General features: G+C 68.8%; 24 protein-coding genes. 13 read left to right on the plus strand and 11 right to left on the minus strand.

What is annotated here, in order from left to right:
* Position 1: 1 nt before the first annotated feature.
* From BM43_RS03045 to BM43_RS42460, 3 genes are read left to right on the plus strand one after another with little or no spacing between them, the layout of a single operon-like run.
* Complete coding sequence (locus tag BM43_RS03045; RefSeq protein WP_036053967.1) at positions 2-502, plus strand: thioesterase family protein; 501 nt, start codon at positions 2-4, stop codon at positions 500-502.
* Positions 503-516: 14 nt separating this feature from the next.
* The gene (locus BM43_RS03050) at positions 517-1,458 is read left to right on the plus strand and encodes an alpha/beta hydrolase (protein ID WP_036053965.1); all 942 of its coding nucleotides are present in this window, start codon (positions 517-519) and stop codon (positions 1,456-1,458) included.
* A complete protein-coding gene (locus BM43_RS42460; RefSeq protein ID WP_255222492.1) occupies positions 1,455-1,589 on the plus strand; it encodes a hypothetical protein in 135 nt (44 codons plus the stop codon). Before BM43_RS03050 ends, BM43_RS42460 begins: the two co-directional genes overlap by 4 nt.
* 38 nt (positions 1,590-1,627) lie before the next feature.
* Here BM43_RS42460 and BM43_RS37405 read toward each other — a convergent pair whose 3' ends face one another.
* The 8 genes from BM43_RS37405 to BM43_RS03085 all read right to left on the minus strand — a co-directional run bounded on the left by BM43_RS37405 (position 1,628) and on the right by BM43_RS03085 (position 8,838).
* A complete protein-coding gene (locus tag BM43_RS37405) occupies positions 1,628-2,542 on the minus strand; it encodes a hypothetical protein (RefSeq protein WP_052409162.1) in 915 nt (304 codons plus the stop codon).
* A 271-nt stretch (positions 2,543-2,813) separates the two neighbouring features.
* On the minus strand, positions 2,814-3,146 hold the full coding sequence (locus tag BM43_RS41240; RefSeq protein ID WP_157693239.1) for a hypothetical protein: 333 nt from the start codon (positions 3,144-3,146) through the stop codon (positions 2,814-2,816).
* Positions 3,147-3,320: 174 nt separating this feature from the next.
* Entirely contained in the window at positions 3,321-3,626 is a 306-nt protein-coding gene (locus tag BM43_RS03060; protein WP_013689671.1) for a DUF4148 domain-containing protein, read from the minus strand.
* Between the two features lie 400 nt (positions 3,627-4,026).
* Positions 4,027-4,317, minus strand: a complete 291-nt coding sequence (locus BM43_RS03065; RefSeq protein WP_013689672.1) for a DUF3331 domain-containing protein — start codon at positions 4,315-4,317, stop codon at positions 4,027-4,029.
* Between the two features lie 311 nt (positions 4,318-4,628).
* Positions 4,629-4,883: a hypothetical protein gene (locus BM43_RS03070; RefSeq protein WP_036053964.1), complete on the minus strand. Its 255-nt coding sequence runs from the start codon at positions 4,881-4,883 to the stop codon at positions 4,629-4,631.
* 315 nt (positions 4,884-5,198) lie between these two features.
* Positions 5,199-6,452, minus strand: a complete 1,254-nt coding sequence (locus tag BM43_RS03075) for an NAD(P)/FAD-dependent oxidoreductase (RefSeq protein WP_036053963.1) — start codon at positions 6,450-6,452, stop codon at positions 5,199-5,201.
* 47 nt (positions 6,453-6,499) lie between these two features.
* Complete coding sequence (locus BM43_RS03080) at positions 6,500-6,817, minus strand: 2Fe-2S iron-sulfur cluster-binding protein (protein ID WP_036053960.1); 318 nt, start codon at positions 6,815-6,817, stop codon at positions 6,500-6,502.
* A gap of 68 nt (positions 6,818-6,885) precedes the next feature.
* Positions 6,886-8,838 carry a sigma-54-dependent Fis family transcriptional regulator gene (locus BM43_RS03085; RefSeq protein ID WP_036053958.1) on the minus strand — a complete coding sequence of 651 codons (1,953 nt, stop codon included), beginning with the start codon at positions 8,836-8,838 and terminating at the stop codon, positions 6,886-6,888.
* 500 nt (positions 8,839-9,338) lie between these two features.
* Here BM43_RS03085 and BM43_RS03090 point away from each other — a divergent pair, with 500 nt between their 5' ends.
* Positions 9,339-9,626: a DUF1488 family protein gene (locus tag BM43_RS03090; protein WP_013689676.1), complete on the plus strand. Its 288-nt coding sequence runs from the start codon at positions 9,339-9,341 to the stop codon at positions 9,624-9,626.
* A gap of 99 nt (positions 9,627-9,725) precedes the next feature.
* Here BM43_RS03090 and BM43_RS03095 read toward each other — a convergent pair whose 3' ends face one another.
* Both BM43_RS03095 and BM43_RS03100 read right to left on the minus strand, forming a co-directional pair.
* On the minus strand, positions 9,726-10,388 hold the full coding sequence (locus tag BM43_RS03095; RefSeq protein WP_036053954.1) for a transglycosylase SLT domain-containing protein: 663 nt from the start codon (positions 10,386-10,388) through the stop codon (positions 9,726-9,728).
* A gap of 160 nt (positions 10,389-10,548) precedes the next feature.
* The gene (locus BM43_RS03100) at positions 10,549-11,850 is read right to left on the minus strand and encodes an NCS2 family permease (protein ID WP_036035609.1); all 1,302 of its coding nucleotides are present in this window, start codon (positions 11,848-11,850) and stop codon (positions 10,549-10,551) included.
* Positions 11,851-12,290: 440 nt separating this feature from the next.
* Here BM43_RS03100 and BM43_RS03105 point away from each other — a divergent pair, with 440 nt between their 5' ends.
* Positions 12,291-12,755 (plus strand): NlpC/P60 family protein, encoded by a 465-nt coding sequence (locus BM43_RS03105; RefSeq protein WP_036053953.1) that lies wholly within the window; start codon positions 12,291-12,293, stop codon positions 12,753-12,755.
* 422 nt (positions 12,756-13,177) lie between these two features.
* Positions 13,178-13,465 (plus strand): hypothetical protein, encoded by a 288-nt coding sequence (locus BM43_RS03110; protein ID WP_013689680.1) that lies wholly within the window; start codon positions 13,178-13,180, stop codon positions 13,463-13,465.
* Between the two features lie 115 nt (positions 13,466-13,580).
* Here the strand turns inward: BM43_RS03110 and BM43_RS03115 are convergent, their stop codons facing one another.
* Positions 13,581-14,618 (minus strand): AraC family transcriptional regulator, encoded by a 1,038-nt coding sequence (locus BM43_RS03115; RefSeq protein WP_036053952.1) that lies wholly within the window; start codon positions 14,616-14,618, stop codon positions 13,581-13,583.
* Between the two features lie 234 nt (positions 14,619-14,852).
* Here BM43_RS03115 and BM43_RS03120 point away from each other — a divergent pair, with 234 nt between their 5' ends.
* From BM43_RS03120 to BM43_RS03150, 7 genes are all read left to right on the plus strand, one after another.
* Positions 14,853-15,986: an acyl-CoA dehydrogenase gene (locus tag BM43_RS03120; RefSeq protein WP_036053951.1), complete on the plus strand. Its 1,134-nt coding sequence runs from the start codon at positions 14,853-14,855 to the stop codon at positions 15,984-15,986.
* Positions 15,987-16,072: 86 nt separating this feature from the next.
* Positions 16,073-17,764 carry an AMP-binding protein gene (locus BM43_RS03125; RefSeq protein ID WP_036053950.1) on the plus strand — a complete coding sequence of 564 codons (1,692 nt, stop codon included), beginning with the start codon at positions 16,073-16,075 and terminating at the stop codon, positions 17,762-17,764.
* A 124-nt stretch (positions 17,765-17,888) separates the two neighbouring features.
* Positions 17,889-19,418, plus strand: coding sequence for a CoA-acylating methylmalonate-semialdehyde dehydrogenase (locus BM43_RS03130; RefSeq protein WP_036053949.1), 1,530 nt, complete (start codon positions 17,889-17,891; stop codon positions 19,416-19,418).
* Positions 19,419-19,458: 40 nt separating this feature from the next.
* Positions 19,459-20,361, plus strand: coding sequence for a 3-hydroxyisobutyrate dehydrogenase (gene mmsB, locus BM43_RS03135; protein ID WP_036053948.1), 903 nt, complete (start codon positions 19,459-19,461; stop codon positions 20,359-20,361).
* Positions 20,358-21,152, plus strand: a complete 795-nt coding sequence (locus BM43_RS03140; RefSeq protein ID WP_025100515.1) for an enoyl-CoA hydratase — start codon at positions 20,358-20,360, stop codon at positions 21,150-21,152. Before mmsB ends, BM43_RS03140 begins: the two co-directional genes overlap by 4 nt.
* Positions 21,149-22,357, plus strand: coding sequence for an enoyl-CoA hydratase/isomerase family protein (locus tag BM43_RS03145; RefSeq protein ID WP_036053947.1), 1,209 nt, complete (start codon positions 21,149-21,151; stop codon positions 22,355-22,357). Before BM43_RS03140 ends, BM43_RS03145 begins: the two co-directional genes overlap by 4 nt.
* A 579-nt stretch (positions 22,358-22,936) precedes the next feature.
* Positions 22,937-24,247 (plus strand): MATE family efflux transporter, encoded by a 1,311-nt coding sequence (locus BM43_RS03150; RefSeq protein ID WP_255222493.1) that lies wholly within the window; start codon positions 22,937-22,939, stop codon positions 24,245-24,247.
* Positions 24,248-24,264 lie beyond the last annotated feature (17 nt).

Raw genomic sequence — 24,264 nt, forward strand, 5'->3', positions numbered from 1 at the left:
CATGACGACGGCAACGGCTAGCAGCCTCACCGTGTATCGCGACCAGGTGCGCGAGGAATGGGTCGACTACAACGGGCACCTGCGCGATGCGTTCTACCTGCTGATCTTCAGCTACGCGAGCGATGCGCTGATCGAGCGGATCGGCCTCGACGACGCCACGCGCCGCGCGCGCCAGCGCTCGATCTACACGCTCGAGGCGCACCTGAACTACCTGCACGAGATCAGGCTCGGCACGGCGGTGCATGTCGACGCGTGCGTGCTGGAGGTCGACGCGAAGCGCATCCATCTGTACCTGGAGATGTTCGCCGAAGGCGTGGCGGGGCCCGTGTCGGCCAGCGAGCAGATGCTGATGCACATCGACACCAGCGGCCCGAAGGCCGCGCCCTTCGATGCCGACGTGGCCGAGCGGCTGGCCGGGATGGTGGCGCGGCAGCAGGGGCTGCCGGCGCCCGCTTATGCGGGGCGCGTGATCGGCTTGCCGCCGGCGCGTTCCGCGCGCTGAGCCAGGCACGGGCGATGGCGCTGGAAGCGGGAATCGCCGCCTTCGTCGCGCGCGTGGAGGCCGAGGGCGGCGATGGGGGAGATCCGCACGCGCTGTCGATCGAGGCGCTGCGCGAGGCTTACGAGGCGTTCGCCGCGCGCTGGACGCCGGCCCGGCTGCCGCCCGGCGTGGTCGCCGAGGATGCCGTGATGTTCGCGCCGGCGGGACATCGCCTTGCCTTGCGGCGCTACCGGGCCCGCGAGCAGCCGCGCGGCACGGTGTTGTTCTTCCATGGCGGCGGTTTCGTGCTCGGCTCGCTCGCCAGCCACGCGTCGATCACGGCACGGATCGCGGCCGATACCGGCCTCGACGTGATCGCCGTCGATTACCGGCTGGCACCCGAGCATCGCGCCCCGGCCGCGCACGATGACGTGCGTGCCGTGACGCGCGCCGCGCTGGACGGCAGCCTGCCGTTCGGGCCGACGGCGTTGCCGGTCGCGGTTGCCGGCGATAGCGCGGGCGGCACGCTGGCGGCAAGCGTGGCCGCCTGGTTCGGCGCCGAGCTCGCGGCCGTCGCGCTGGCTTACCCGATGCTCGGCCTCGAACCCGAATCGCCCGCCGCCGAAACCGAGGCGCATGCGCCGATGCTGACGCTCGACGAGGTGCGCCTGTACCGGCGTCTCTATTGGGGCGATGCCGCGCCGCCGGCCGGCACCGTGCCGCTGTTCGCGGCCCGCTTCGAGGGCTTGCCGCCGCTGCTGGCGGTGGGGGCCGAGCACGATCCCTTGCGCGACGACGCGCGCGTCTACGTCGAGCGCATCGTCGCGGCTGGTGGCGAGGCGCATTTCCACTTCGGCTCCGGCCTCGTGCACGGCTGCTGGCGCGCGCTCGACCTCAGCCCGGGCGCGGCCCGGATGCACGTGACGATCTGCGAATTCCTGGAAGCCGGCGTGATGCGGTGCGCGCGGCGCATGTGAAACATGCGAATGGCGCGTTGGTGCTCGAGACAGGCAGCGGCCAGTGCGCGATCGATTTCCTCGTGCTCGGTCGCGACGAGGCGGCGGCCCTGCATTTGCGCTGGACGGTCGCCATCGAGGTGGCCGGCTGATCGATCGGCGGCGCGCCGGAAACCGGCGGCCGGTTCGCTCACGCGTGCCGCAATAGCTGGCACATCGGCTCGTTCGCCATTTCCATGGTCATGCCGCTGCGCTCGTAGTTCTCGTTGCGATAGCTCGCATGCGATCCGACCGGCACGTCCGAGCCGGGGATCATGCCCGCCCCCACGCCCGCCCGATTCAATTCATGTTCGCATTGCCCGACGAACGAACGCAACGCATGGATCTGCTGCGCGTCGTACGAGCCCGTCGCCGGGTTCGGCTGGAGGTAGAGCGTGAACTGGGCGCCCTGCGTCACGCGATCGTTGGCCGGGCTCGGCGTGGCCGCGCCCGCGCGCGCCATGTCGGTCAGCTTGAAGCGCGTGACCGGCGACTGGCTCGAGAACAACAGCGGAGCCAGGGCTGCATAGGCGCGCGCGAACTGTCTCGGGTCCACGCTCAGATGCACCTTGTGGCCGTCGAAGGGCGCATTGGGCGCTGCGTGCTTGGCGCGGACATTGATGAAGTAGTCATTGCCCAGGTTCGAGGTGCTGTGATGGGGTGTTTCGATGGTCGGCGAGCCGAGATCGTCGAGCGAGGGCGGCCGGCTGGTCGGCGCGATGGCCGTCGGCGAGACGCCATGCAGTTGCTGCCTGATCTGCGCAGCCTGCGCGGCAAGGCGCTGGTTGGCGCCCATCACGGGGGAGCTCGGCGAGGCGTGCGCATGGCCGCTCATGCCCAGGCCGCCGAGATTCAGCGACGGCGCCATCGGACGACGCAGGCCGCCGCCGGGGCGCGAGGCGCGCTGGCCCGGCATGCCTGGGAAATTCTGCGCCGTGCCGGCGCTGCGATTGCTCGGCGATGGCGTGGCCGCCGCTGCCGCGTGGCCGGTTTGCGACGGCGAGGCTTGGGCGGTCTGGTTGGTGTTGGGCGTGGGGATGTTCAGTGACAGGGTGGGACGGGGCATGGACCTTCCGCGGCGGTTCGAAAAACGGCCAAGCTTATCGGCGGGCTTCGCGCGAGGCATTTTGTTATACGAAGAAAACCGCCCTGATGCGAACCGGCAGGGCCGCTCGACCTTGGGTGAAAGCCGTGCCTGGCGTGACTTGTCGGTGCACCTGAGCGCGCCGTGCAAGCAAAAAAATACCCCGGACCGAAGCCGGGCCGAGGTGGAGTGCACGCCGTCTGTTGGCACGAGAACAGCTGCGAGTCGAGTATAGAAAGCCGTTCGACGGCTTTCAAAATGAAAAACAGAAGGAATCTTCTGCGATTCGGCTGGCAAAACGTCGATTTGCCGATATTGCGAGAGCGCCGGCGAATAAAGGCTCGCGCTGGTGAGATTGCCCTTGGCTCGAGGAAACAATCGCCTTCCCGGGCCTGGAAATCGTCAGAGGATCCACCGAACCCAAAATGAAAAACGGCACGACCTCGTCGAGGATCGTGCCGTTCGTCACGGCTCGGGATCGTGCTGGAATCCGGCGCGGCGAAACGCGGCTCGCGCCGCCGTATTCCATGATTCCCAGGAAACACATTGTTGCACCACTGGCAACGATGATGCGGGCCTTCTGCAACTCTTCCCGATCGGGACGGGTGCCCCCGGATCGAAAAAAGGCCCGGGCGCCAGGCGCCCGGGCTAAGCCGTCCCTGATGGGGCGGCGGAGGTTTGGGGCCTGAAAACGACGACGAGCCCGTGGCGGGCTCGTCGTCGAAACGGGCTGCCGCCGGGGCAGCCTCGCAGCTACTGCTTAGTGACCGAAGTAGATCGAGTCACGTGCCGTGGCGGCCGGTGCCACCGCGCTGCCCGAACGCACCACCGGCGCTGCCTGCGAGCCGTAGCCGCTGGTGTCCGTGCCCGCCACGCGGGCCTCGGCGGCTTGGATGTCTTCCGGGTAGTACGGGCTCGCGACGCCCGGATGATACCCGGCCTTCTCGAGTTGAACCAGTTGCGCGCGCACTTCGGCGCGGGTCACCGGCTGGTTCGTTTGCGCGAACGCGGCGACCGAGGCGGTAAGGGCAAGAGCGGCAACGACTGCTTGAGTAAGCGACTTCATGATATGACCTCCGTATCTTTGTTTGGTGTGTCGCCTTCGACTGGATGTCGTCAGCGAGTGATGTGAATCGTAGTCCTCGCGATACCTAGGGTAAATACTGGTTTCGGTGATAGATCGTTGCTTAAATCGATAAAATCGCGGGTCGTCAATGGTCGGAGGAATGCATGGGCGGCAACGATGCCGGGACGTCGCCCGAAGGCGCGAGCGGCAACTCGATTCGAGCGACCGAGGCAGAGGACCAGCGGGGTGAGGGAGCGGCAGACGTAAAAGCAAAAGCCCCGCGAATCGCAGGGGCTTTCAGGCATGGCGAGGCATGGAGCGCGTGTGGAAACGCCTGAGGCGGGCGGGCGCCGCAAAAGGAAACGCCGCGAGTGGATCGCGGCGTCCGGCTGGGGGCGGCTTACTTGCCGCTGTGCAGGCCCAGCACCTGGGCGGCGGAGATCATCGCGCCGGCGTTCGCGGGGGCGGGACGCTCGGCAGGGCGAAACACCTCTTCGCCGCGCTGGATGGTCTGTCGCGACAGCGCGCAGGTGCCGGTGCGTTGCGCGAAGCGGCGCCGCCAGCGCTGCTCGCCGTAGTGGCAGCGGCCGGGTTCGACCCAGCGAACCACCAGCAGCGTATCGGATTGTTCGAGAATTTCGACGTGAACGTCGGAGGCGTCGAGCACTGGCCTTGATTGGGAAGACTTCATTTGCCGTTTCCTAAAGCTCGTGCGGTATCGGCCTAGGCAGTATTTGCAACTGCGATTTGTCGATTCCGTAGCGGTTTCCAATAAGAATCTGGGGCTAAATGTAAGCGCCTGCGACAAGAAAAAACATCCTGTCTGGCTCGAATTACATTTTGCCGATTTAGAAACAATCGACGAGCCCTGTCGGGCGCACAAAGAAAAAACCCCGGAGGGGATCCGGGGTGGAAAAAGGAGCGAGCCACACGGCAGACGCCTTACTCGCATAGGCATCTGGGGTGAGGACCGTGTTGAGGTAGCTCGCCCTTGGAGACGGTTCAGTGCACGTCGTACATCGATCGGCCGTTGATCGTGAACGGGTCTTGGGCCCGTTTTCCTGCTTCGGCCGTGTAACGAGGCTGTGCACCATAGCCGGCATTCACGTTCGCGCTGTCCTGCGCTCGCGCCTGCTGGGCGGTGGCGCCGGCGGATTGCGACGGGGCCTGCGCGTCATCGCCGGCCGCGAAGGCGGACGAGGCGAATGCCAGCAGGGCGGACGCCGCGAGGATCGAATAAGGCTTGCGCATCATCATCGGCTCCTTGCGAAAGGTCGGCTGGCGACCGGCTGTTTCCACCGTGCCTGCCGTCGAACGTTTCCGGACAACAGGCGCAATGATGCAATGCGCAAGCCGCTAGCAGCGTGACGCGTGGATGGCAGTCCTGTCAGGAAAGGTAGGTCGGAATGGATACGACGGCTAAGCGGTTGGACGATCGAAACGCAGTGTCTTCATTTCCTGAACACTGCGTTGCGCATTTGACGCCATTCACGGCGCGACGCAATGGATTGGCAATGCTTTATGCGCCGGTTAATCGCGCGGGGACGAATGCCGATTCGAATCGTCATTGCCTCAGCGTATGAAGCGCGTCGCGCTGAACGGCGCGAGATCGATCTCCGGCGTCTCGCCGCAGATCGCCTGCGCGAGCAGCCGGCCCGTGATCGGGCCGAGCGTCAGCCCGTGATGGTTGTGGCCGAACGCGAACCACATGCCGCGATGGCGCGGCGCCGCGCCGATCACCGGCCGCATGTCGGGCGTGCAGGGGCGAAAGCCGAGCCAGGGTGCCGCGTCGAGCCGCTCGCCCAGGCCGAAGCTCGGGCGAGCGATGCGTTCGGCGCGCGCCAGCTGGATGCCCGTGGGCGGCAGCGAGCGGGCCGCCAGCTCGATGCCGGTGGTCAGGCGCAGGCCGCGCTGCATCGGCGCGATCACGTAGCCGTGCTCGATGTCGACCACCGGCGCCGACAGGCGCGGCAGCCCGGCCGGCGGCGCGTAATGCATGTGGTAGCCGCGCTTGTCGCGCAGCGGGATGCGATAGCCGAAGCGCGAGAACACCAGGTCCGACCAGGGGCCGAGCGCGATCACCACTTGGCGCGCCGAGGCCTCGCCGTCGGCGGTGTTCACGCGCCAGCCGCCATCCACCTGGGCCAGCGTGGCCGCGTCGCCGCGCAGCAGGGTGCCGCCGTCGCGCTCGAATTGCGCGGCATAGGCGGCCACCAGCGCGCCGGGATTCGATACGGCCTTCGGATCGAGCCAATGGATGGCGCCTGCGAAACCTTCGCCGAGCGAGGCTTCGCGCGAGCGTAGCGCCGCGGCGTCGAGCGCCGCGTAGCGCAGGCCGTGGCTGCGCGCCAGCTCGGTGGCCTCGGCGACGCCGCGTTCGAGCGCGCGCGGCGAGCGGAACGCCTCGAGCCAGCCGCTGCCGTGGATCAGTTCGGCAGCGCCGGGGCTGCGCGCGGCCAGCGCCTCGTGCTCGATCACGCTGCGCTCGATCAGCGGGCGCAGGTCGCGCGCGGCCGCGGCATGGCGGGCCGGCGCCGATTCGTGCCAGAAGCGCAGCAGCCAGGGCGCGAAGGCCGGCAGCGAACGCGGATGCCAGTACAGCTCGGTGGCGCGGTTGGCCGCGTAGCGCAGCAGGGCCAGCGGGCTGCGCGCAAACGCATAGGGCATCACCGACGAACGCTCGATCAGCCCGGCATTGCCGAAGCTGGTGCCCTGGCCGGGCGCCTGATGATCGACCAGCGCGACGCGGCGGCCGCGCTCGCGCAGATGGCGGGCAATCGACACGCCGACGATGCCGGCGCCCAGAACGATATCGTCGAAATCCATGTCGGTCGGTGGGTGAGGGAGAGTCGCTGAGGAAACCGAAACAGTGGCTAGCGCGAGGATGATCGGGACAGCTCGACATCGGCCTCGTATTCGATCACCAGATCCGATTCGGCGATCGCCACGCAGGGCAGGATCCAGCCTTCGCGCTTTTCCTCGGCGCTGAGCCCCGGCCATTCGATCCGGTAACGGATCCGGCCTTCGCGCAGCCGGCACAGGCAACTGCGGCAGGTGCCGTTGCGGCAGGAGCGCGGCAGCGAGATGCCATCGAAGCCGGCCGCCTCGAGCAGCGACAGCGAATCGGGCGACTCGAAGCTGAGGCCGATCGGCTCGATACGGACCTGGAACGCGGATTCGGATTCGCTCATCAGGGGCGGCAGAGGGTTCGGGGCGGGATCGCCAGCATACCCGATGCGCGCCCGGTCCGGCGACGCGCTCAGGCCGCGCCGCGCCGCCGCCGCAGATGCCGGTAGACGGTATTGCGCGCCAGGCCCAGTTCGCGCGCGGCGGCCGAGATATTGCCGTGATGGCGGGCCAGCGTGCCGTCGATCAGCGCGGCCTGGTGCGCGTCGAGCGTGGTGGCGGCGCGCTCGGCGAGGGCGCCTGCCGGCGGCGCCTCGGCGATCGAGGGCCCCGGCTCGTCGGCCTGCCGCGGGCAGTCGAGCCAGAAATCCTCGGGCAGGTGTTCCAGGTCGATCTCGGGCGCGTCGTCGGCCAGCATGCCGGCGGTGCGCAGCACATTGGCCATCTGCCGGAGGTTGCCCGGCCAGCGGCAGCGCGCGAAGGCGGCCAGAACGGCCGGGGACACACGCTCCGGCAGCGCGTCGGTGCGCGCCAGCCGGGCCAGCATGCGCCGCACCAGTTCCGCCAGGTCGCCGCGCTGCGCGAGCGGCGGCAGCGTCACCGACAGCCCGTTGATGCGGTAGTAGAGATCCTCGCGGAAGTCCTGCCCGGCCATCATCGCGCGCAGGTCGCGATGGGTCGCGCAGACCACGCGCACGTCGACGGGCTGGGCGCGCCCGCCGCCGAGCGGCACCACCGCGCGCTCCTGCAGCACCCGCATCAGCCGCACCTGCTGCGCCAGCGGCATGTCGCCGATCTCGTCGAGGAACAGCGTGCCGCCGTCGGCCTGCACGATGCGCCCGGCGCTGCCGCGCCGGCGCGCGCCGGTGAAGGCGCCGTCCTCGTAGCCGAACAGCTCGGCCTCGATCAGCGAATCGGGCAGGGCCGCGCAGTTGACGGCCACGAAGGGTCCGTCGCGGCGCGGCGAGGCGTGATGCAGCGCGCGCGCCAGCCATTCCTTGCCGGTGCCGGTCTCGCCGAGGATCAGCACCGGCAGGTCGCGGCCGCGGATCTTGGCGACACGCTGCAGGATCGTCGCCATGCGCGCGTCGCCGGTGTCGAGCGTGGCCAGCGTGATCGCGTCGGGGCTGTCCTCGCGCGCGGCGGGGGCCGGCGCCGGCTGGCGGGCCGGCGTCGCCAACGGCGCGCGCGGCGCGATGCGGGTCTTGCGCGCATCGGCATAGTCGCAGCGCGCGATCACGCGCACGCCGCTGGCCAGCGTCAGCGCGAAGCTGGCGCCCGGTTCGCGTGCGGCCTGGTCGGCGAGCCGCGCGAAGGGCAGGCCGAACAGCTCGTCGCAAGCGCGATCCTGCAGCGCCTCGAGCGGCGCGCCGAGCTGGAACTGCGCGCTGCGGTTGGCGGCCAGCAGGCTGCCGTCGGCGCGGAACGCCACCAGCCCGCCGAACAGCGAGTCGACGAACTCGGCATGGGCATGGAACTGCACGCGCAGCGCCGCCTCGCAGGCGTTCGCGAACAGGTGGTTCTCGATCAGTTGCGACGACATCTTCACCAGCGCCAGCGTGTGCGGGCCGAAGCCACGCGGGTCGCCGCTCACGTCGAGCGCGCCGAGCGGGCGGCCGAAGGGATCGGCGATCGGCGCGCAGGAGCAGGACAGCACGTGGTTGGCGCGCAGGAAGTGTTCGCCGCCGTGCACGGTGATGGCCTGCTGCGCCGCCAGCGCGGTGCCGATCGCATTGGTGCCGCGCGCCTGCTCGGCCCAGGAGGCGCCGGGGCGCAGCGCGACGCGGTTGGCCTTCTCGACGAAATCCGCGTCGCCGATGCTGTGCAGGATCATGCCGTCCTGGTCGGTCAGGAGTACGAGGCTTTGGGTATCGGCGATCTGGGCGTGCAGCGCCTCCATCACGGGACGCGCGTGCGTGTAGAGCGAGCGGCTGCCGTCGATCAGTTCGCGCAGCGCGCCGGCCGACAGCGGCGTGTAGTCGGGCCGGTCCGACACGCGCAGCCCGACCGAGGCCGAGCGCGCATGGGCCTGCGCGAGGACGTCGAGTCGGCTGTCCGCGGCGGGCAGCACGGAGGATTGCGGCATGTCTTGTCTCCTGGGTCGCCGTCGGCGCGCCCTTGTTGGGTTCGCGGGCCTTGGCCGAGGCGCCGCAGGTGCCCATCATACAAGCGCGAACGGGCCGGCGCGATGGCGATTCGCCTCGGCGTGCGATGCCCCGGCCTTCGCGAGGCGAGCGGTGCCGAACGGTTTTTTGCACCGCAAGATGAGGCGATCGGCCCGGCGCGCAAGGGCGATCGCGGCACGGCTGCCACGCGGCTTGCGGCACGCGCGCATTAAGCAGCGGCTGCTGAATTGCGGCGCCCCGCGACGCTGCCCGGCACCACCGCGGGGCACGGCTCGGGGTTTCTCCGAGCCGGCCTTGCGTGTCGGCGCAAAGCGTCTACAGTGAATGCAACCGGCTCGTTCCGGGCGCGCCCCTCATGACTCGCGCACCGCCTGCCGGCCGTCCCGCGTTCACCCCTGGCCCCGGAGGCCGTCCTGGTGTGCGCGGCCTTTTGCATTCTCGTCACGGCAGAGGCGGCGCCATGCAGATCCATTTCCCGAACGAAGCCCCCGAGTATTCGGGGCGTGAACTGACGCTGGCCTTCGCGGCGCTGGTCGACGGCGAGCGGGTGTGGTGCGAGATCACCGCCGAGGCGCTCGAATCGCATTTCGGCGCGGCGTCGCCGAGCTTCGAGGACATGCTGGGCGCCTTCGCGAACCACCGCCCGCGCATCGAGGCCGCCGCCCGGCGGCTGCTGGCCGATACGCGCGCGCGGTGCGTGACGCTGCGCAGCGGCTACGTCCGTTTCCACGAGGCCCATCAGCGCTGAACGCGGCGCGCGGGGCCGACGCTTCTCGCGGGAAGCGTGCGTTTTCATTCCTTCGGATTGCAGACGGCCGGCTCGACCGCTTCGGCGGGGCTAGCGCGCCTAGCGCGAGCGCGACATCGAGCGGCGCTCGCCGCCGTCCGCGCTGCTTGAGGAGGCTGCCGCCGCGGCGGCGGGCCGGTCGGTGTCGAGCGCGCGATCGAACTCCTGGGCGCGCAGGCGGATCTTCTGCGCATAGGCCTGCGAGCCGCCGTAACGGCGCATCGCCACGTCGAGGTCGCCGTTCGCGCCCTGCATGTAGCCATAGAGGATGGCCGAGCCGATCTTGATGTTGGTGGTGGGCTCGGTCAGGTCCTGGTTGCGCACCAGGCCGCGATGCACCGAGGGCACCACCTGCATCAGCCCGGTCGCGCCGTTGGCGCCCTTGGCCTTTTCCCGGAAGCGCGATTCGATCGAGATGATCGCCAGCAGCACGGCGGGCGGCAGCGAGTACTTGGCGGAGGCGAGCGTGACGGCGTCGGAGATCTGCTCGGCCTTCTGCCGGGCGACGCCGAACTTGCGGATCAGGTAGGTGGTGACGGGGCCGTGGTTCGCTTCGGCGCCCTGCGCCAGCGGCCCCGAGGCGGCCATGCCGGAGGCGGCGGAGGCCAGGGCGGGCGCGGCGGCCAGCATGGCTGCATCGCTGCGGTCGGGCGCGGCGGGATCCGCGAACGCCGTGGACGCGCAGCCTAGCAGGAAGACGATCGAACAGGTGAGCCGCCGCATGGATCTCGGGAACGATACCGGGGCGCATAGTATAGCCATCCCGGCCGGCCGGAACATATCGGCACGATCCAGGGGCCGGCGGGCCGCGCGAGGCGTTCGCCGGGCCGGAAACGGCGACGCCGCCCGAAGGCGGCGTCGCATGCCGGGCGGGGCGCGAGGCTTATTCGCCGCCCAGGTAGAAGTAGCGGAACAGGAACACGATCGCGATGATCCACACGATCGCCTTGACCTCCTTCGCGCGCCCGGTCAGCAGCTTGAGGCCGGCATAGGCGATGAAGCCGAAGGCCACGCCGTTGGCGATCGAGTAGGTGAAGGGCATCAGCAGGGCGGTCAGCGCGGCCGGCACGGCCTCGGTGGCGTCGTCCCAGGACACGTCCACCATGTCGCGCAGCATCAGGCAGGACACGTAGAGCAGGGCCGGCGCGGTGGCATAGGCCGGCACCACGCCGGCCAGCGGCGCGATGAAGAGGCAGGCCAGGAACAGCACGGCCACCGTCACCGCCGTCATGCCGGTGCGCCCGCCCGCCTGCACGCCCGAGGCGCTCTCGATGTAGGCGGTGGTCGACGAGGTGCCCAGCACCGAGCCGGCCACGATCGCGGTGCTGTCGGCCAGCAGGGCCTTGTTCAGGCGCTGCATCTTGCCTTCCACCAGCAGGCCGGCGCGGTTGGCCACGCCCATCAGGGTGCCGGTGGCGTCGAACAGCTCGACCAGGAAGAACACCAGGATCACATTGATCACGCCGGTCGACAGCGCGGCCTTGATGTCGAGCTTGAACAGGGTGGGCTCGATCGAGGGCGGCATCGAGACGATGCCGTGGAACTGGTTGCCGCCGAAGAAGAACGACAGCACGGTGACCGCCACGATGCCGATCAGGATCGCGCCGCGCACGCGCAGCGCATCGAGCGTGACGATCAGGAAGAAGCCGACGATCGCCAGGATGGTGGTGGGCTGGTGCAGGTTGCCGAGCGTGACCAGGGTGGCCGGGCTGCCGGTGATCACGCCGGCCGTCTTCAGCGAGATGATGCCGAGAAACAGGCCGATGCCGGCCGTGATCGCCACCCGCAGCGTCTTGGGGATGCCGTTGATGATCGCCTCGCGCACCCGGAACAGGGTGACCAGCAGGAACAGGCAGCCGGAGATGAACACCGCGCCGAGCGCGGCCTCCCAGGTGAAGCCCATGCCCTTGACCACCGCGTAGGCGAAGTAGGCGTTCAGGCCCATGCCCGGCGCGCAGGCCACCGGGTAGTTGGCGTACAGACCCATGATCAGCGAGGCGAGCGCGGCCACCAGGCAGGTCGCGACGAACACCGATTCCTTGGGCATGCCGGCATCGCCGAGAATCGCCGGATTCACGAAGATGATGTAAGCCATGGTAAGGAAGGTGGTCACGCCCGCCAGCAGTTCGGTGCGCAGGTCGGTTCCGGCTTCCTGGAAGCCGAAATACCGTTTGATCGAGTCCATGAAGAGGGTTCTCCGGTCGGTGGTCGTCTTGCTCGACGTTTCGTTCGTGTGACTGGTTTTCGTGGCGGCTCGCGCCGCGCGCGCGTCCTTCGGGACCGCGACGGGCGGGATTGTAAACGCAGCACGAGCGCGCGCCTACGATTGCCGGGCACGGCACCGACCCGCTACGATGGCGGCTCGTGCGCGCTCGCCCGGCCCCGGACGAACGCCGACATACGATAAGTCGCCAAAAATACCCGAGAGAGCATGTCGAACCATTCCGAACCGAGGCACGCGCGCCGGCTGCCGCGAGCCTGCTGCCAGGCATTTCGAGTGCCGCGTGCGTTGACTTGTGCTGGGTCGTTGCCGGCCATCCCCGCGATCCTTTCGATTTCGTTGCGCGCGCATCGATTGGTGTCGAGACCGGCGCTGGCACGCGACGCACGCATGGAGGGCAGGCGATGAAGCCCGAACGCCACCGCATCGATGCGGCAACGCCGCCGTGGATGCCGGTCGCCTTCGCCGAGGCAGGCATCGCGCGCTACGGCGCCGGCCGCAGCAATCCGCGCATCGTCGAATACAACGGCGCCACCAACCTGGCCGGCTACGACGACAAGATCTCCTGGTGCTCCTCGTTCGCGAACTGGTGCATGACGCGCGCCGGCCTGGCCGGCACCGGCTCGGCGCTGGCGCGCTCCTGGCTCGACTGGGGACGCGAACTGGCCGAACCCGTTTACGGCTGCATCGCCGTGCTGATGCGCGACGATCCGAACAGTTGGAAAGGACACGTCGGTTTTTATCTGCGCCACGAAGGCGACTCGATCGTGCTGTTCGGCGGCAACCAGCTCGACGAAGTGCGCGAGCTGGCCTATCCGCGCGCGGAACTGCTCGCCTATCGCTGGCCGCACGAGATGCAGGGCCGCTGAACGCGGGAAGCGATGGATTTCACGCGGCCGCAATGGCGGCGTCCATCGTTGCAGGCGGCTCGCACCGCGATTGTGCATCGCGTCGGGCACGAAAACTGTTCCGTATCGTCCACGCGACACCCGCCGGAAACGCGTTCGTGAAGCCATCCCTTGCCACGCCTGGATTCACGGGCTTTACACATCCGACAATTAACAATGGATCGGAAAGAATCGCATTTTGGATGTAAAAGATTGCAAGGCGCTATCGCGAAAAAGAGGATTGGACTCTAGGATGTGATGGTGGGTCGGACGACTTGGAGGACGCCGATGCAGCGACACGAGATTCGCCGCGTCGACGTCCCGGCAGCAGGCAAAACCGGTATTCGCCGGGCCATGGTGGCCTGGATTCCCGTTCGAATTCATCGGTCGATACGGAGGTAAGCATGTTGAACTGGATCAGTCGTTGGGCGATGCGGCATGCCCCCACTCCCGAGAAAACCGCCGCCTCGATGCTCGTCACGGCGCGCATGGAGTTGTTCACCGCCGAGCAGCGCGTGATCGACGCGAAACTGCAGGCCGACTACTGGCGCACGCGCGTGTCCTTCCTGGAAGAGGTGCAGAAGCAGGGCATCGATCCGTGGGTCACCGCTGCCGCGCAGCCGGCCGCGGAACCCGCGCCGTCCGCTGTCGCGCGCGGCCAGGGCGGCCCGCGCCTGGCGGCCAGCACCTGACATGACGGCGTGCTTCGCCGTCTCGCGCGCCAAGGCGTGATGGCGTGTCCATCCTCTCATTGCCGAATCGAACGGGCTCGCCACGCGCGCCCGTTCTCCTCGCGCATCGCTTCATTCAGCCGGGCCGCTTAGCCCTGTCCGCCAGTTCGCGCTCGCGATAGGCGGCTGGGCTCAGCCCGCTCCATCCCTTGAAGGCTCGATAGAACGCGCTCGGCTCCGCGAAGCCGGCCGCGCTCGCCACGTCGGCCACCGTCAGCTCGCTGTCGGCCAGCGCCGCGCAGGCGATCTCGTAGCGCAGCGCATCCTTGATCTCCTGGTACGAGGCGCCTTCCTGGCGCAGCTTGCGCCTGAGCGTAGCCTCGGCCACGTGCAGGCGTGCGGCGATGCCGGCCGCATCGGGCCAGTCGGCCGGCAAGGCTGCGCGCAGCACCGCGCGCACGCGGCTCGCCAGCGAATCGGGGTTGCGGTACTTGACGATGAAGTTGCCGGGCGCGTTGCGCAGGAAGGTCTTCAGCGAGGCGCCGCTCTGTACCACCGGCAGCGTCGCGAAGGCCGGATCGAACTCGACGCAGGACTCGGCCTGGTCGAAGCGCAGGTCCTCGCAGAAGATCTGTTGATAGTCGCGCGCGACCTCGGGCGGCGCGCTGCGCAACTGCGCGCGCAGCACCGGGATGCGCCGCCCGATCAGCCAGCAGGTCAGCCCATACACCACGATGAAAAAAGTCGCGTAGGCGAACACCGGCGGCCTCGCGTCCGCCTCGCGATGCACGAAGCGCAGCCGCACGCGCTGCGCGTCGACATCGAGTTCGGCGTGCAGGTCGTCGAGCACGCCGCGCATCACGTTGAGCGCGCGCGACAGCGCGCTCAACCCGCTGCGCGCGCCCAGCGCCGCCTGGCTCATGGCGATGAAGGTGCCGCTGCGCATCGGGTGAGAATCCTGGCCGAAGAACTCGTCGTCGAGCGTGCGCGCGATCGCGTTCCAGAGCGCGCCGTACTGGCGCGCGCTCACATGCGCCTCGGGATCGGCCAGCGCATCCGGCGCGATGCCGGCCTGCGCGAGCAGCGCGTCGGGGTCGGCGCCGCCCTGGCGCGCGAGCGCGATGCTGGTGGCGACCAGGCGGATCGAGACGGTTCCTTTGTCGGCGGCTTTCATGCGGGGTAGGTCCGAGGTGCGGGCGGCGCGGCCCCTGGCGGCGAGGCACGCGCTTTGGGGGCGAGATTCGGGGCGATATGGCACGCACGAACCTGCTATGGCAAAAACGATCATTGTAATTGAGTGCGGCGAGCATCGAAACACCGGCCCGCCTTGCCTACACTGAGGTCATCGACGAACGAATCAGTTACCGGCTGCCGCGGCGCGGCACCGGATCAGGAGACAGGCCCCGCCATGGATGCGCTCTATACCGAAGACCAGCGGATGATTCGCGACAGCGTCCGCGATTTCTCCACCGAAGTGCTCGCGCCGAACGCGGCGCAATGGGACCGCGAGGGCGCGCTGCCCGATCGCGTGGTCGCGCAGATGGGCGAGCTGGGCCTGCTCGGCATGGTGGTGCCGGCCGAGTGGGACGGTTCGTATACCGATTACACCGCTTATGCGCTGGCGGTGGAGGAAATCGCCGCCGGCTGCGCGTCCTGCGCCACGCTGATGAGCGTGCAGAACTCGGTGTGCTGCGGCCCGATCCTGAACTACGGCACCGACGCGCAGCGCGATCGCTGGTTGCGCGAGCTGGCCTCGGGCCGGATGGTCGGCTCGTTCTGCCTGACCGAGCCGCAGGCCGGCTCCGAGGCGAACAACCTGCGCACCCGCGCGGTGCTGCAGGACGGCCGCTGGGTGCTGAACGGCAGCAAGCAGTTCATCTCGAACGCCTCGCGCGCCGGCGTGGCGATCGTTTTTGCCATGACCGATCCCGAGCAGGGCAAGCGCGGCCTGTCGGCCTTCATTGTGCCGACCGACACGCCCGGCTTCAATGTCGGCAAGCCCGAGAAGAAGCTCGGCATCCGCGCCTCGGACACCTGCCCGATCACGCTGGAGAACTGCGCGATCCCCGAGGAGAACCTGCTCGGCGCGCGCGGCGAGGGCCTCAAGATCGCGCTGGCGAATCTCGAGGGCGGGCGCATCGGCATCGCCGCGCAGGCGGTGGGCATCGCGCGTGCCGCCTTCGACAAGGCCTGCCGCTACGCCGCCGAGCGCACCCAATTCGGCAAGCCGATCAAGGAGCACCAGGCGATCGCCGAGAAGCTCGCCGACATGGCCACCCAGCTGAGCGCGGCGCGCCTGCTGGTGCATCACGCCGCGCGGCTGCGCACCGAAGGGTTGCCCTGCCTGTCGGAAGCCTCGCAGGCCAAGCTGTTCGCCTCGGAGATGGCCGAGAAGGTCTGCTCCGATGCGATCCAGGTCCACGGCGGCTACGGCTACCTGGCCGATTACGAAGTCGAGCGCCATTACCGCGATGCGCGCATCACGCAGATCTACGAAGGGACCAGCGAAGTGCAGCGCATGGTGATCGCGCGGCAGCTCTGATCCGGCACGCGAGGCCGGCGTATGATCACCACCACACGACGACGCACGAACCAACGTTGCGCGACGAGACGGAAGGAGACGAAACGATGACGGCACAGGCTTTCCTCGATGCCCGCGATTTCCTGCTGCGGCACCGGACCGACTACGACACGGCCTATCGCGATTTCCGCTGGCCGCAGCTAGCGTCGTTCAACTGGGCGCTCGACTACTTCGACGCGACGGCGCACGGCAACGAACGCCCCGCGCTGTGGATCGTCGATGCCGCGACGGGCGCGGGCGAGCCGGTTTCGTTCGCGCGCATGTCGGAGCAATCGTCGAGGATTGCCAATCATCTGCGCCGGCTCGGCGTGGGCCGCGGCGACCGCCTGCTGCTGATGCTGCCGAACCGCGTCGAGCTGTGGGAGACCATGCTGGCCGCGATGAAGCTCGGCGCGGTGGTGCTGCCCGCCACCACCCAGCTGCCCGCCGAGGAGATCCGCGATCGCGTGACGATCGGCGGCGCGCGCTACGCGGTGATCGACGCGGCCGAGGCCGCGAAATTCGACCAGGCCGGCGTGGAGGTGACGCGCATCATCGTCGGCGGCGCGCGCGAGGGCTGGCTGCGCTACGACGAGGGCTACGCCGCCTCGGCCGAATTCGCGCCCGACGCGCCCACCCACGTCGACGACACGCTGCTGCTCTATTTCACCTCGGGCACCACCTCCAAGCCGAAGCTGGTCGAGCACACCCATCGCACCTACCCGGTCGGCAGCCTCTCCACGCTGTACTGGATCGGCCTGCAACCGGGCGACATCCACTGGAACATCAGCTCGCCGGGCTGGGCCAAGCATGCCTGGAGCTGCTTCTTCGCGCCCTGGAACGCGCAGGCCTGCGTGTTCGCCTTCAACTACACGCGCTTCGATCCCAAGCAGGCGCTCGACGCGCTGGTGCGCTACGGCATCACCACGCTGTGCGCGCCGCCGACGGTCTGGCGTATGCTGGTGCAACAGCCGCTGGCCTCCTATGCGGTCAGGCTGCGCGAGATCATCGGCGCGGGCGAGCCGCTCAATCCCGAGATCATCGAGCGCGTGCGCCGCGCCTGGGGCATCACCATCCGCGACGGTTACGGCCAGACCGAAACCACCTGCCTGATCGGCAATTCGCCGGGCCAGCCGGTGGTGGCCGGCTCGATGGGCCGCCCGCTGCCGGGCTACCGCGTGGCTCTGCTCGATCCCGACGGCGCGCCGGTGGAGGAGGGCGAGATCGCGCTGCCGCTGGACGGCGAGCGTCCCGCCGGCCTGATGACCGGCTACGCCAACCACGCCGAGGCCACCGCGCGCGCGATGCGCGACGGCTACTACCGCACCTCCGACATCGCGCTGCGCCGCGACGATGGGTATTACCTCTACATCGGCCGCGCCGACGACGTGTTCAAGTCCTCCGACTACCGCCTGAGCCCGTTCGAGCTGGAGAGCGTGCTGATCGAGCATCCGGCGATCGCCGAGGCGGCCGTGGTGCCGAGCCCCGATCCGCTGCGCCTGTCAGTGCCCAAGACGGTGGTGATGCTGCGCACCGGCTACGAGCCCGATGCGGCGCTGGCCCGCGAGATCTTCCGCTTCTCGCGCGAGAAGCTGGCGCCCTACAAGCGGATCCGCCGGCTGCAGTTCGCCGAGCTGCCCAAGACCATTTCCGGCAAGATCCGCCGCGTCGAGCTGCGCCGCCGCGAGCTGGAGCGCGATGCCGATCCCTCGCTGCGCATGCCCGACGAATACTGGGAGGAGGATTTCCCCAATGAGTGAAGCGGGGCCGGCCGGCCCACGAGGATTGCCGATCGCCGTCGCGCGCGCCGTATAGAACGGCGCGCGTGCGTCATTCACCGGCCGCCGCGCGTTTCGCGCGACGGCCTTCAAGGAGAGCCGAACCATGAACGCAACGCCGATGCCCCGCGCGGGGCAGTCCCTGCCGACGGTCAAGCTGCTGATCGACGGCGAATTCGTCGAGTCGGACACTCGCGAGTGGCGCGAGATCGTCAATCCGGCCACCCAGGAGGTGCTGGCGCGCGTGCCCTTCGCGACCGTCGCCGAGGTGGACGCCGCCGTGCGCGCCGCGCATGCCGCGTTCGCGCAATGGAAGAGCACGCCGATCGGCGCGCGCATGCGCATCATGCTGAAGTACCAGGACCTGATCCGCGCCAACCAGCAGCGCATCGCCAGGACGCTGACGGCCGAGCAGGGCAAGACCCTGCCTGATGCCGAGGGCGACATCTTCCGCGGCCTCGAGGTGGTCGAGCATGCCTGCTCGATCGGCTCGCTGCAGCTCGGCGAGTTCGCCGAGAACGTGGCCGGCAGCGTCGACACCTACACGCTGCGCCAGCCGCTGGGCGTGTGCGCCGGCATCACGCCGTTCAACTTCCCGGCCATGATCCCGCTGTGGATGTTCCCGATGGCCCTGGTCTGCGGCAACACCTTCGTGCTGAAGCCTTCCGAGCAGGACCCGCTGTCGACCATGGAACTGGTCGAGCTGGCGATCGAGGCGGGCGTGCCCAAGGGCGTGCTCAACGTGGTGCACGGCGGCAAGGAAGTGGTCGACGCGATCTGCACGCACGAGCTGGTGAAGGCGGTGTCCTTCGTCGGCTCGACGGCGGTCGGCACCCACGTCTACCGGCTCGCCGGCGAGCACGGCAAGCGCGTGCAGTCGATGATGGGCGCCAAGAACCACGCGGTGGTGCTGCCCGACGCGAACCGCGAGCAGACCCTCAACGCGCTGGCGGGCGCCGCCTTCGGCGCGGCCGGCCAGCGCTGCATGGCCACCTCGGTGGCGGTGCTGGTGGGCGCCGCGCGCGACTGGCTGCCGGACCTGGTGGCGCGTGCGAAGACGCTCAAGGTCAATGCCGGCGTCGAGCCCGGCACCGACGTCGGCCCGCTGGTGTCGAAGGCGGCCAAGGCACGCGTGCTGTCGCTGATCGAGGAGGGCGTGGCCGCCGGCGCGACGCTCGCGCTCGACGGCCGCGGCGTGACGGTGCCCGGCTACGAGGACGGCAACTTCGTCGGGCCCACGGTGTTCACCGACGTGAAGACCGACATGAGCATCTATACCAAGGAGATCTTCGGGCCGGTGCTGGTGGTGCTGAGCGCCGACACGCTCGACGAGGCCATCGCCCTGGTCAACGCCAATCCGTTCGGCAACGGCGTGGGCCTGTTCACGCAGAGCGGGGCGGCGGCGCGCAAGTTCCAGAGCGAGATCGACATCGGCCAGGTCGGCATCAACATCCCGATCCCGGTACCGGTGCCGTACTTCAGCTTCACCGGCTCGCGCGGCTCCAAGCTCGGCGACCTCGGCCCCTACGGCAAGCAGGTGGTGCAGTTCTACACGCAGACCAAGACCGTCACCGCGCGCTGGTTCGACGACGACGCCACGGCCGGCGCGGTCAACACCACCATCCGGCTCGGCTGAGACGGGACAAGACAGCGATAGCTACATCGGGAGACACGTCATGAAGATCGGATTCATCGGCCTCGGCCACATGGGCGCGCCGATGGCGCTCAATCTCGTCAAGGCCGGCCACGAGGTGCGGGCCTTCGACCTCAGCGAGGACGCGCTGCGGCTGGTGGCCGACGGCGGCGCGACGCTGGCGGGTTCGGCGCGCGAGGCGGCCGAGGGCGCCGAGTTCGTGATCACCATGCTGCCGGCCGCGGTCCACGTGCGCCGCGCGCTGACGGACGAGAACGGCGTGCTGGCCGGGCTCGCGCCGGGTGCCACGGTGATCGACTCGAGCACCATCGACCCGGCCAGCGCGCAGGCCTTCGGCGAGCTGGTGCGCGAGCGCGGCGGCGCCTTCGTCGACGCGCCCGTGTCGGGCGGTACCGGCGGCGCCGCGGCCGGCACGCTGACCTTCATGGTCGGCGGCAGCGTGACCGAATTCGAGCGCGTCACGCCGGTGCTGACCGGCATGGGCCGCAACGTGGTGCATTGCGGGCCGACCGGGATGGGGCAGGTGGCCAAGGTCTGCAACAACCTGGTGCTCGGCATCTCGATGGCCGGCGTGGCCGAGGCGATGTCGCTGGGCGTGGCGCTCGGCATCGACCCGAAGGTGCTGGGCGGCATCCTCAATACCTCGACCGGCCGCTGCTGGAGCGCGGACACCTACAACCCCTACCCGGGCGTGATCGAGACCGCGCCGTCCTCGCGCGGCTACACCGGCGGCTTCGGCACCGACCTGATGTTGAAGGACCTGGGCCTGGCCAACGACGCCGCGAAGCAGGTGCGCCAGCCCGTCTACCTCGGCGCGCTCGCGCAGCAGCTCTACCAGACCGTGAGCAGCCGCGGCGACGGCCGGCTCGATTTCTCGGCGGTGATCCGCCTCTACCAGATGCCCGCTTCCAAGGATTCCCGATGATCGAACTCACTGAAATCGACGGCGGTGCGATCGCGTTGCTGACGCTGTCGCGGCCGCCCGCCAACGCCTTCACGGCCGAGGGCCTGGCCGAACTGGAGCGCAGCGTGGCGCGGCTCGAGGCGACGCCCGCGCTGCGCGCGCTGGTGATCACCGGCGCCGGCCCGAAGTTCTTCTGCGGCGGCGCCGACCTTGACACCTTCGCCGGCGGCGACCACGCCGTGGCGCGCGCCATGGCCGCGCGTTTCGGTGCCGCCTTCGCGAAGCTGCAGGCCGCGCGTTTCGTGACGATCGCCGCGATCAACGGTTATGCGATGGGCGGCGGCCTGGAGTGCGCGCTGGCCTGCGATATGCGGATCGCCGAGCGGCATGCGCAGATGGCGCTGCCCGAGCCGGCGGTCGGCCTGCTGCCCTGCGGGCTCGGCACCCAGACGCTGCCCTGGCTGGTCGGCGAGGGCTGGGCCAAGCGCATCGTGCTGGCCGGCCTGCGCGTCGATGCCGAGACGGCGCTGCGCATCGGCCTGGTCGAGGAGCTGGTGGAGACCGGCGCCGCGCGCGAGGCCGGCATCGAGCTGGCGCGCCGCGTGGCAGCTCTCGCGCCGCGCGCCACCGAATCGAGCAAGGCGCTGATCGCGCTGGCGCGGCAGGGCGTGCCCTTCGATGCCGCCGTCGCGCTGGAGCGCGAACGTTTCGTCGACCTGTTCGACACCGGCGAGCCGCGCGAAGGCGTGGCCGCCTTCTTCGGCAAGCGTCGCCCCGACTGGCACGCTGCCCATCACGGAGACAAGCAATGAGCATGGCGCTACAGGCATCCATGGTTTCTTCCGCCTCGGCGCCGGCGGCCGAGGCGTCAACGGCGTCCACCTCGGCCGGCGCGGCTGCTGCGGCCAGCAACGGCCCCGACGTGACGATGCGCGTGATCAATCGCGTCGCCGTCATCACGCTCGACCGGCCGGCCGCGCTGAACGCGCTCTCGCACGCGATGGTGCGCGAGCTCGCGGTGCTGGTGGAGCGCTGCCGCGCTGACCCGCAGATCCTCGCCATCGTGCTGCGCGGCGCCGGCGAGAAGGGCTTCTGCGCGGGCGGCGACGTGCGCGCGCTGTATCACGAGGCGAAGGCCGGCTCGCGCGACTGGCTGCAATTCTTCATCGACGAATACCGGCTCGACTACGCGCTGCACACCTTTCCGAAGCCGGTGGTGGCGCTGATGGACGGCATCACCATGGGCGGCGGCATGGGGCTCGCGCAGGGCGCCGCGCTGCGCGTGACCACCGAGCGCAGCAAGCTGGCGATGCCGGAAACGCGCATCGGCTTCGTGCCCGACGTGGGCGCCACGCACTTCCTGTCGGCGCTGCCGGTGGAGCTGGCGCTCTACATCGGGCTGACCGGCGTGACCTTGTCGGGCGCCGATGCATTGGTCGCCCGTCTCGCCGATCTTTGCGTGCCGGCCTCGTGGCTGGAGACCTTCGAGCAGCGCCTGGAACGTGCCGAGCTGGGCGGGCCCGACCTGCCGGGCGCGCTGCGCGCGGTGTTCGAGCCGCCCTGCAACATCGTTCCGCATGCCGCGCTGGATGGTCAGCTACCCTGGATCGTCCGGCACTTCGACCGGCGCTCCAGCGTCGAGCGGATCGTCGCCACGCTGCGCCACGATCTCGGCCGCGAGGAGAGCAGCCGCGAATACCGGCAATGGCTGCAGGCCACGCTCGATGCGCTGACCGGCCATTCGCCGACCATGCTGCTGGTCACGCGCGATGCGCTGCTGCGTGGGCGCCAGATGACGCTGGCCGAATCGTTCCGCATGGAGCTGTCGATCGGCTCGCGCGCGATCGAGGACGGCGATTTCGTCGAGGGCGTTCGCGCGCACCTGGTGGACAAGGATCGCCGTCCGCGCTGGGCGCCGGCCACGCTGACGGAAGTGCGCGGTGAGCGGGTGCGGCATTTCCTGAGCTCGCCGTGGAAGCTGGAGGCGCATCCGCTGGCGGACCTGGGGCAGGAGTGAGACGCGCGATCCGGATCAACGCCGGATCGAAACGAAAGGGGTGGAGAGCGAAAGCTTTCCACCCCTTTTTTCTTGACGATCCCTGCTCCGGCATTGGCAATGCCTATTGATTGATGCAAATCGTTTTATCTCGGAATGAACCCGGTCCGTGAAAATAGGTAGAACGGTTTTTGCGATCCTGAAATGAGGGATTCAGCTGAAAGGCTGGTGAAATGAATTTTGCTTTCATCAATTAATCGATGAATATTTAAGGATTCCATCGACAATCGAAATTCGAATATTTATCGCTTCTGGTCGATTGGGTTGTTGATATAATCGCTCCGCCTGTCACGCCCCGGCCTCATGGGCGAAGGGTTTGCCGGTTGACGTTCCCCACGAAGGGGCATGGCGCGCCGGCGGCCGATACACAGGAGCGCTCTCGCAGTATTTCAATACGCACCTCGCGTGGTCTCGCCTGTAGTCATCATCCGTGGCTGTTCATGGCGGCATATCGCCTAGGGCGATGTGTCGTCATTATTACGATCAAGGACGTGTATGAAAGACCTGACTCAAGGATCCATTACTCGCCATATTGTCACGATGGCGGTGCCGATTGCGATTGGCATGATATTTCAGGCCCTATATTATCTGGTCGATCTGTATTTCGTCGGCCGACTCGGCGAGGACGCGCTGGCCGGGGTGGGCGCGGCGGGCAACGTGACCTTCCTGGTGCTCGCGCTCACGCAGGTGCTCGGCGTCGGCACCGTCGCCCTTATCGCGCAGGCCGCCGGCCGCAAGGATCGCGACAGCGCGAACCTGGTGTTCAACCAGGCGGTGGCCTTGTCGGCCGTGAGCGGCATCGTGGTGCTGGTGCTTGGTTATGCGCTGACCACCCTCTATCTGCGCTCGATTTCGTCGGACGCGGCGACCATCGCCGCGGGCCGCACCTACCTCTACTGGTACATGCCCGGCCTGGCCCTGCAATTCGCCCTGGTGGCGATGGGCTCGGCGCTGCGCGGCACCGGTATCGTGCAGCCCACGCTGACGGTGCAGTTGCTCAGCGTCGTGCTCAACGCGATCCTCGCCCCGATCCTGATCGCGGGCTGGCTGACCGGCGCGCCGATGGGCGTGGCCGGCGCCGGCCTCGCCACCACCATCTCGCTGGCGGTCGCCACGCTCGCGCTGTGGGGCTATTTCCGCAAGCTGGAGCGTTTTGTCGGTTTCGACGGCTCGCTGCTCACGCCGCGCCTGGGCGAGTGGCGCCGCATCCTCGGCATCGGCCTGCCGGCCGGTGGCGAATATGCGCTGCTGTTCCTGTTCTCGGCGCTCGCCTACTGGGCGATCCGCGATTTCGGCGCCGCGGCCCAGGCCGGCTTCGGCGCCGGTTCGCGCCTGCTGCAGGGCTTGATCCTGCCGGGCCTGGCGATTTCGTTCGCGGCCGGCCCGATCATCGGCCAGAACTTCGGCGCCGGCAACGTCGAGCGCGTGCGCGGCACGTTCCGCTCGGCCGTGGTGCTGGTGAGCGTCGTCATGGTGCCGCTCGCGATCGCCGTCTACGCCTTCGCGCCGAGCCTCGTCACGGTGTTCTCGAAGGACGCCGGCGTGATCGGCCAGGGTAGCGCGTTCCTGCATATCGTGGCCTGGAACTTCATCGCCCAGGGCATCATCTTCACCTGCTCTAGCGTGTTCCAGGGGCTCGGCAACACCCGCCCGTCCCTGCTCAGCTCGTCGGTGCGCCTGCTGGCCTTCGCGCTGCCCACCATCTGGATCGCGATGCGCGGCAATTTCGCGATCGAATTGATCTGGTATTTCTCGCTGGCCAGCATGTTCATCCAGGCGGCCGTCAGCCTGCTGCTGCTGCGGCGCCAGTTCGACCTGCGCCTGTCGGGCGCGATGCCCGCCGCGACCTGAGGCAGACCCGGGGCAGG

The organism is Burkholderia gladioli (genome assembly GCF_000959725.1).
GTDB lineage: Bacteria > Pseudomonadota > Gammaproteobacteria > Burkholderiales > Burkholderiaceae > Burkholderia > Burkholderia gladioli.

Coding starts and splice junctions, on each gene's coding strand:
- BM43_RS03045 (WP_036053967.1), top strand. CDS start 2: ATGACGACGGCAACGGCTAGCAGCCTCACCGTGTATCGCGACCAGGTG.
- BM43_RS03050 (WP_036053965.1), top strand. CDS start 517: ATGGCGCTGGAAGCGGGAATCGCCGCCTTCGTCGCGCGCGTGGAGGCC.
- BM43_RS37405 (WP_052409162.1), bottom strand. CDS start 2,542: ATGCCCCGTCCCACCCTGTCACTGAACATCCCCACGCCCAACACCAAC.
- BM43_RS03060 (WP_013689671.1), bottom strand. CDS start 3,626: ATGAAGTCGCTTACTCAAGCAGTCGTTGCCGCTCTTGCCCTTACCGCC.
- BM43_RS03065 (WP_013689672.1), bottom strand. CDS start 4,317: ATGAAGTCTTCCCAATCAAGGCCAGTGCTCGACGCCTCCGACGTTCAC.
- BM43_RS03070 (WP_036053964.1), bottom strand. CDS start 4,883: ATGATGATGCGCAAGCCTTATTCGATCCTCGCGGCGTCCGCCCTGCTG.
- BM43_RS03075 (WP_036053963.1), bottom strand. CDS start 6,452: ATGGATTTCGACGATATCGTTCTGGGCGCCGGCATCGTCGGCGTGTCG.
- BM43_RS03080 (WP_036053960.1), bottom strand. CDS start 6,817: ATGAGCGAATCCGAATCCGCGTTCCAGGTCCGTATCGAGCCGATCGGC.
- BM43_RS03085 (WP_036053958.1), bottom strand. CDS start 8,838: ATGCCGCAATCCTCCGTGCTGCCCGCCGCGGACAGCCGACTCGACGTC.
- BM43_RS03090 (WP_013689676.1), top strand. CDS start 9,339: ATGCAGATCCATTTCCCGAACGAAGCCCCCGAGTATTCGGGGCGTGAA.
- BM43_RS03095 (WP_036053954.1), bottom strand. CDS start 10,388: ATGCGGCGGCTCACCTGTTCGATCGTCTTCCTGCTAGGCTGCGCGTCC.
- BM43_RS03100 (WP_036035609.1), bottom strand. CDS start 11,850: ATGGACTCGATCAAACGGTATTTCGGCTTCCAGGAAGCCGGAACCGAC.
- BM43_RS03105 (WP_036053953.1), top strand. CDS start 12,291: ATGAAGCCCGAACGCCACCGCATCGATGCGGCAACGCCGCCGTGGATG.
- BM43_RS03110 (WP_013689680.1), top strand. CDS start 13,178: ATGTTGAACTGGATCAGTCGTTGGGCGATGCGGCATGCCCCCACTCCC.
- BM43_RS03115 (WP_036053952.1), bottom strand. CDS start 14,618: ATGAAAGCCGCCGACAAAGGAACCGTCTCGATCCGCCTGGTCGCCACC.
- BM43_RS03120 (WP_036053951.1), top strand. CDS start 14,853: ATGGATGCGCTCTATACCGAAGACCAGCGGATGATTCGCGACAGCGTC.
- BM43_RS03125 (WP_036053950.1), top strand. CDS start 16,073: ATGACGGCACAGGCTTTCCTCGATGCCCGCGATTTCCTGCTGCGGCAC.
- BM43_RS03130 (WP_036053949.1), top strand. CDS start 17,889: ATGAACGCAACGCCGATGCCCCGCGCGGGGCAGTCCCTGCCGACGGTC.
- mmsB (WP_036053948.1), top strand. CDS start 19,459: ATGAAGATCGGATTCATCGGCCTCGGCCACATGGGCGCGCCGATGGCG.
- BM43_RS03140 (WP_025100515.1), top strand. CDS start 20,358: ATGATCGAACTCACTGAAATCGACGGCGGTGCGATCGCGTTGCTGACG.
- BM43_RS03145 (WP_036053947.1), top strand. CDS start 21,149: ATGAGCATGGCGCTACAGGCATCCATGGTTTCTTCCGCCTCGGCGCCG.
- BM43_RS03150 (WP_255222493.1), top strand. CDS start 22,937: ATGGCGGTGCCGATTGCGATTGGCATGATATTTCAGGCCCTATATTAT.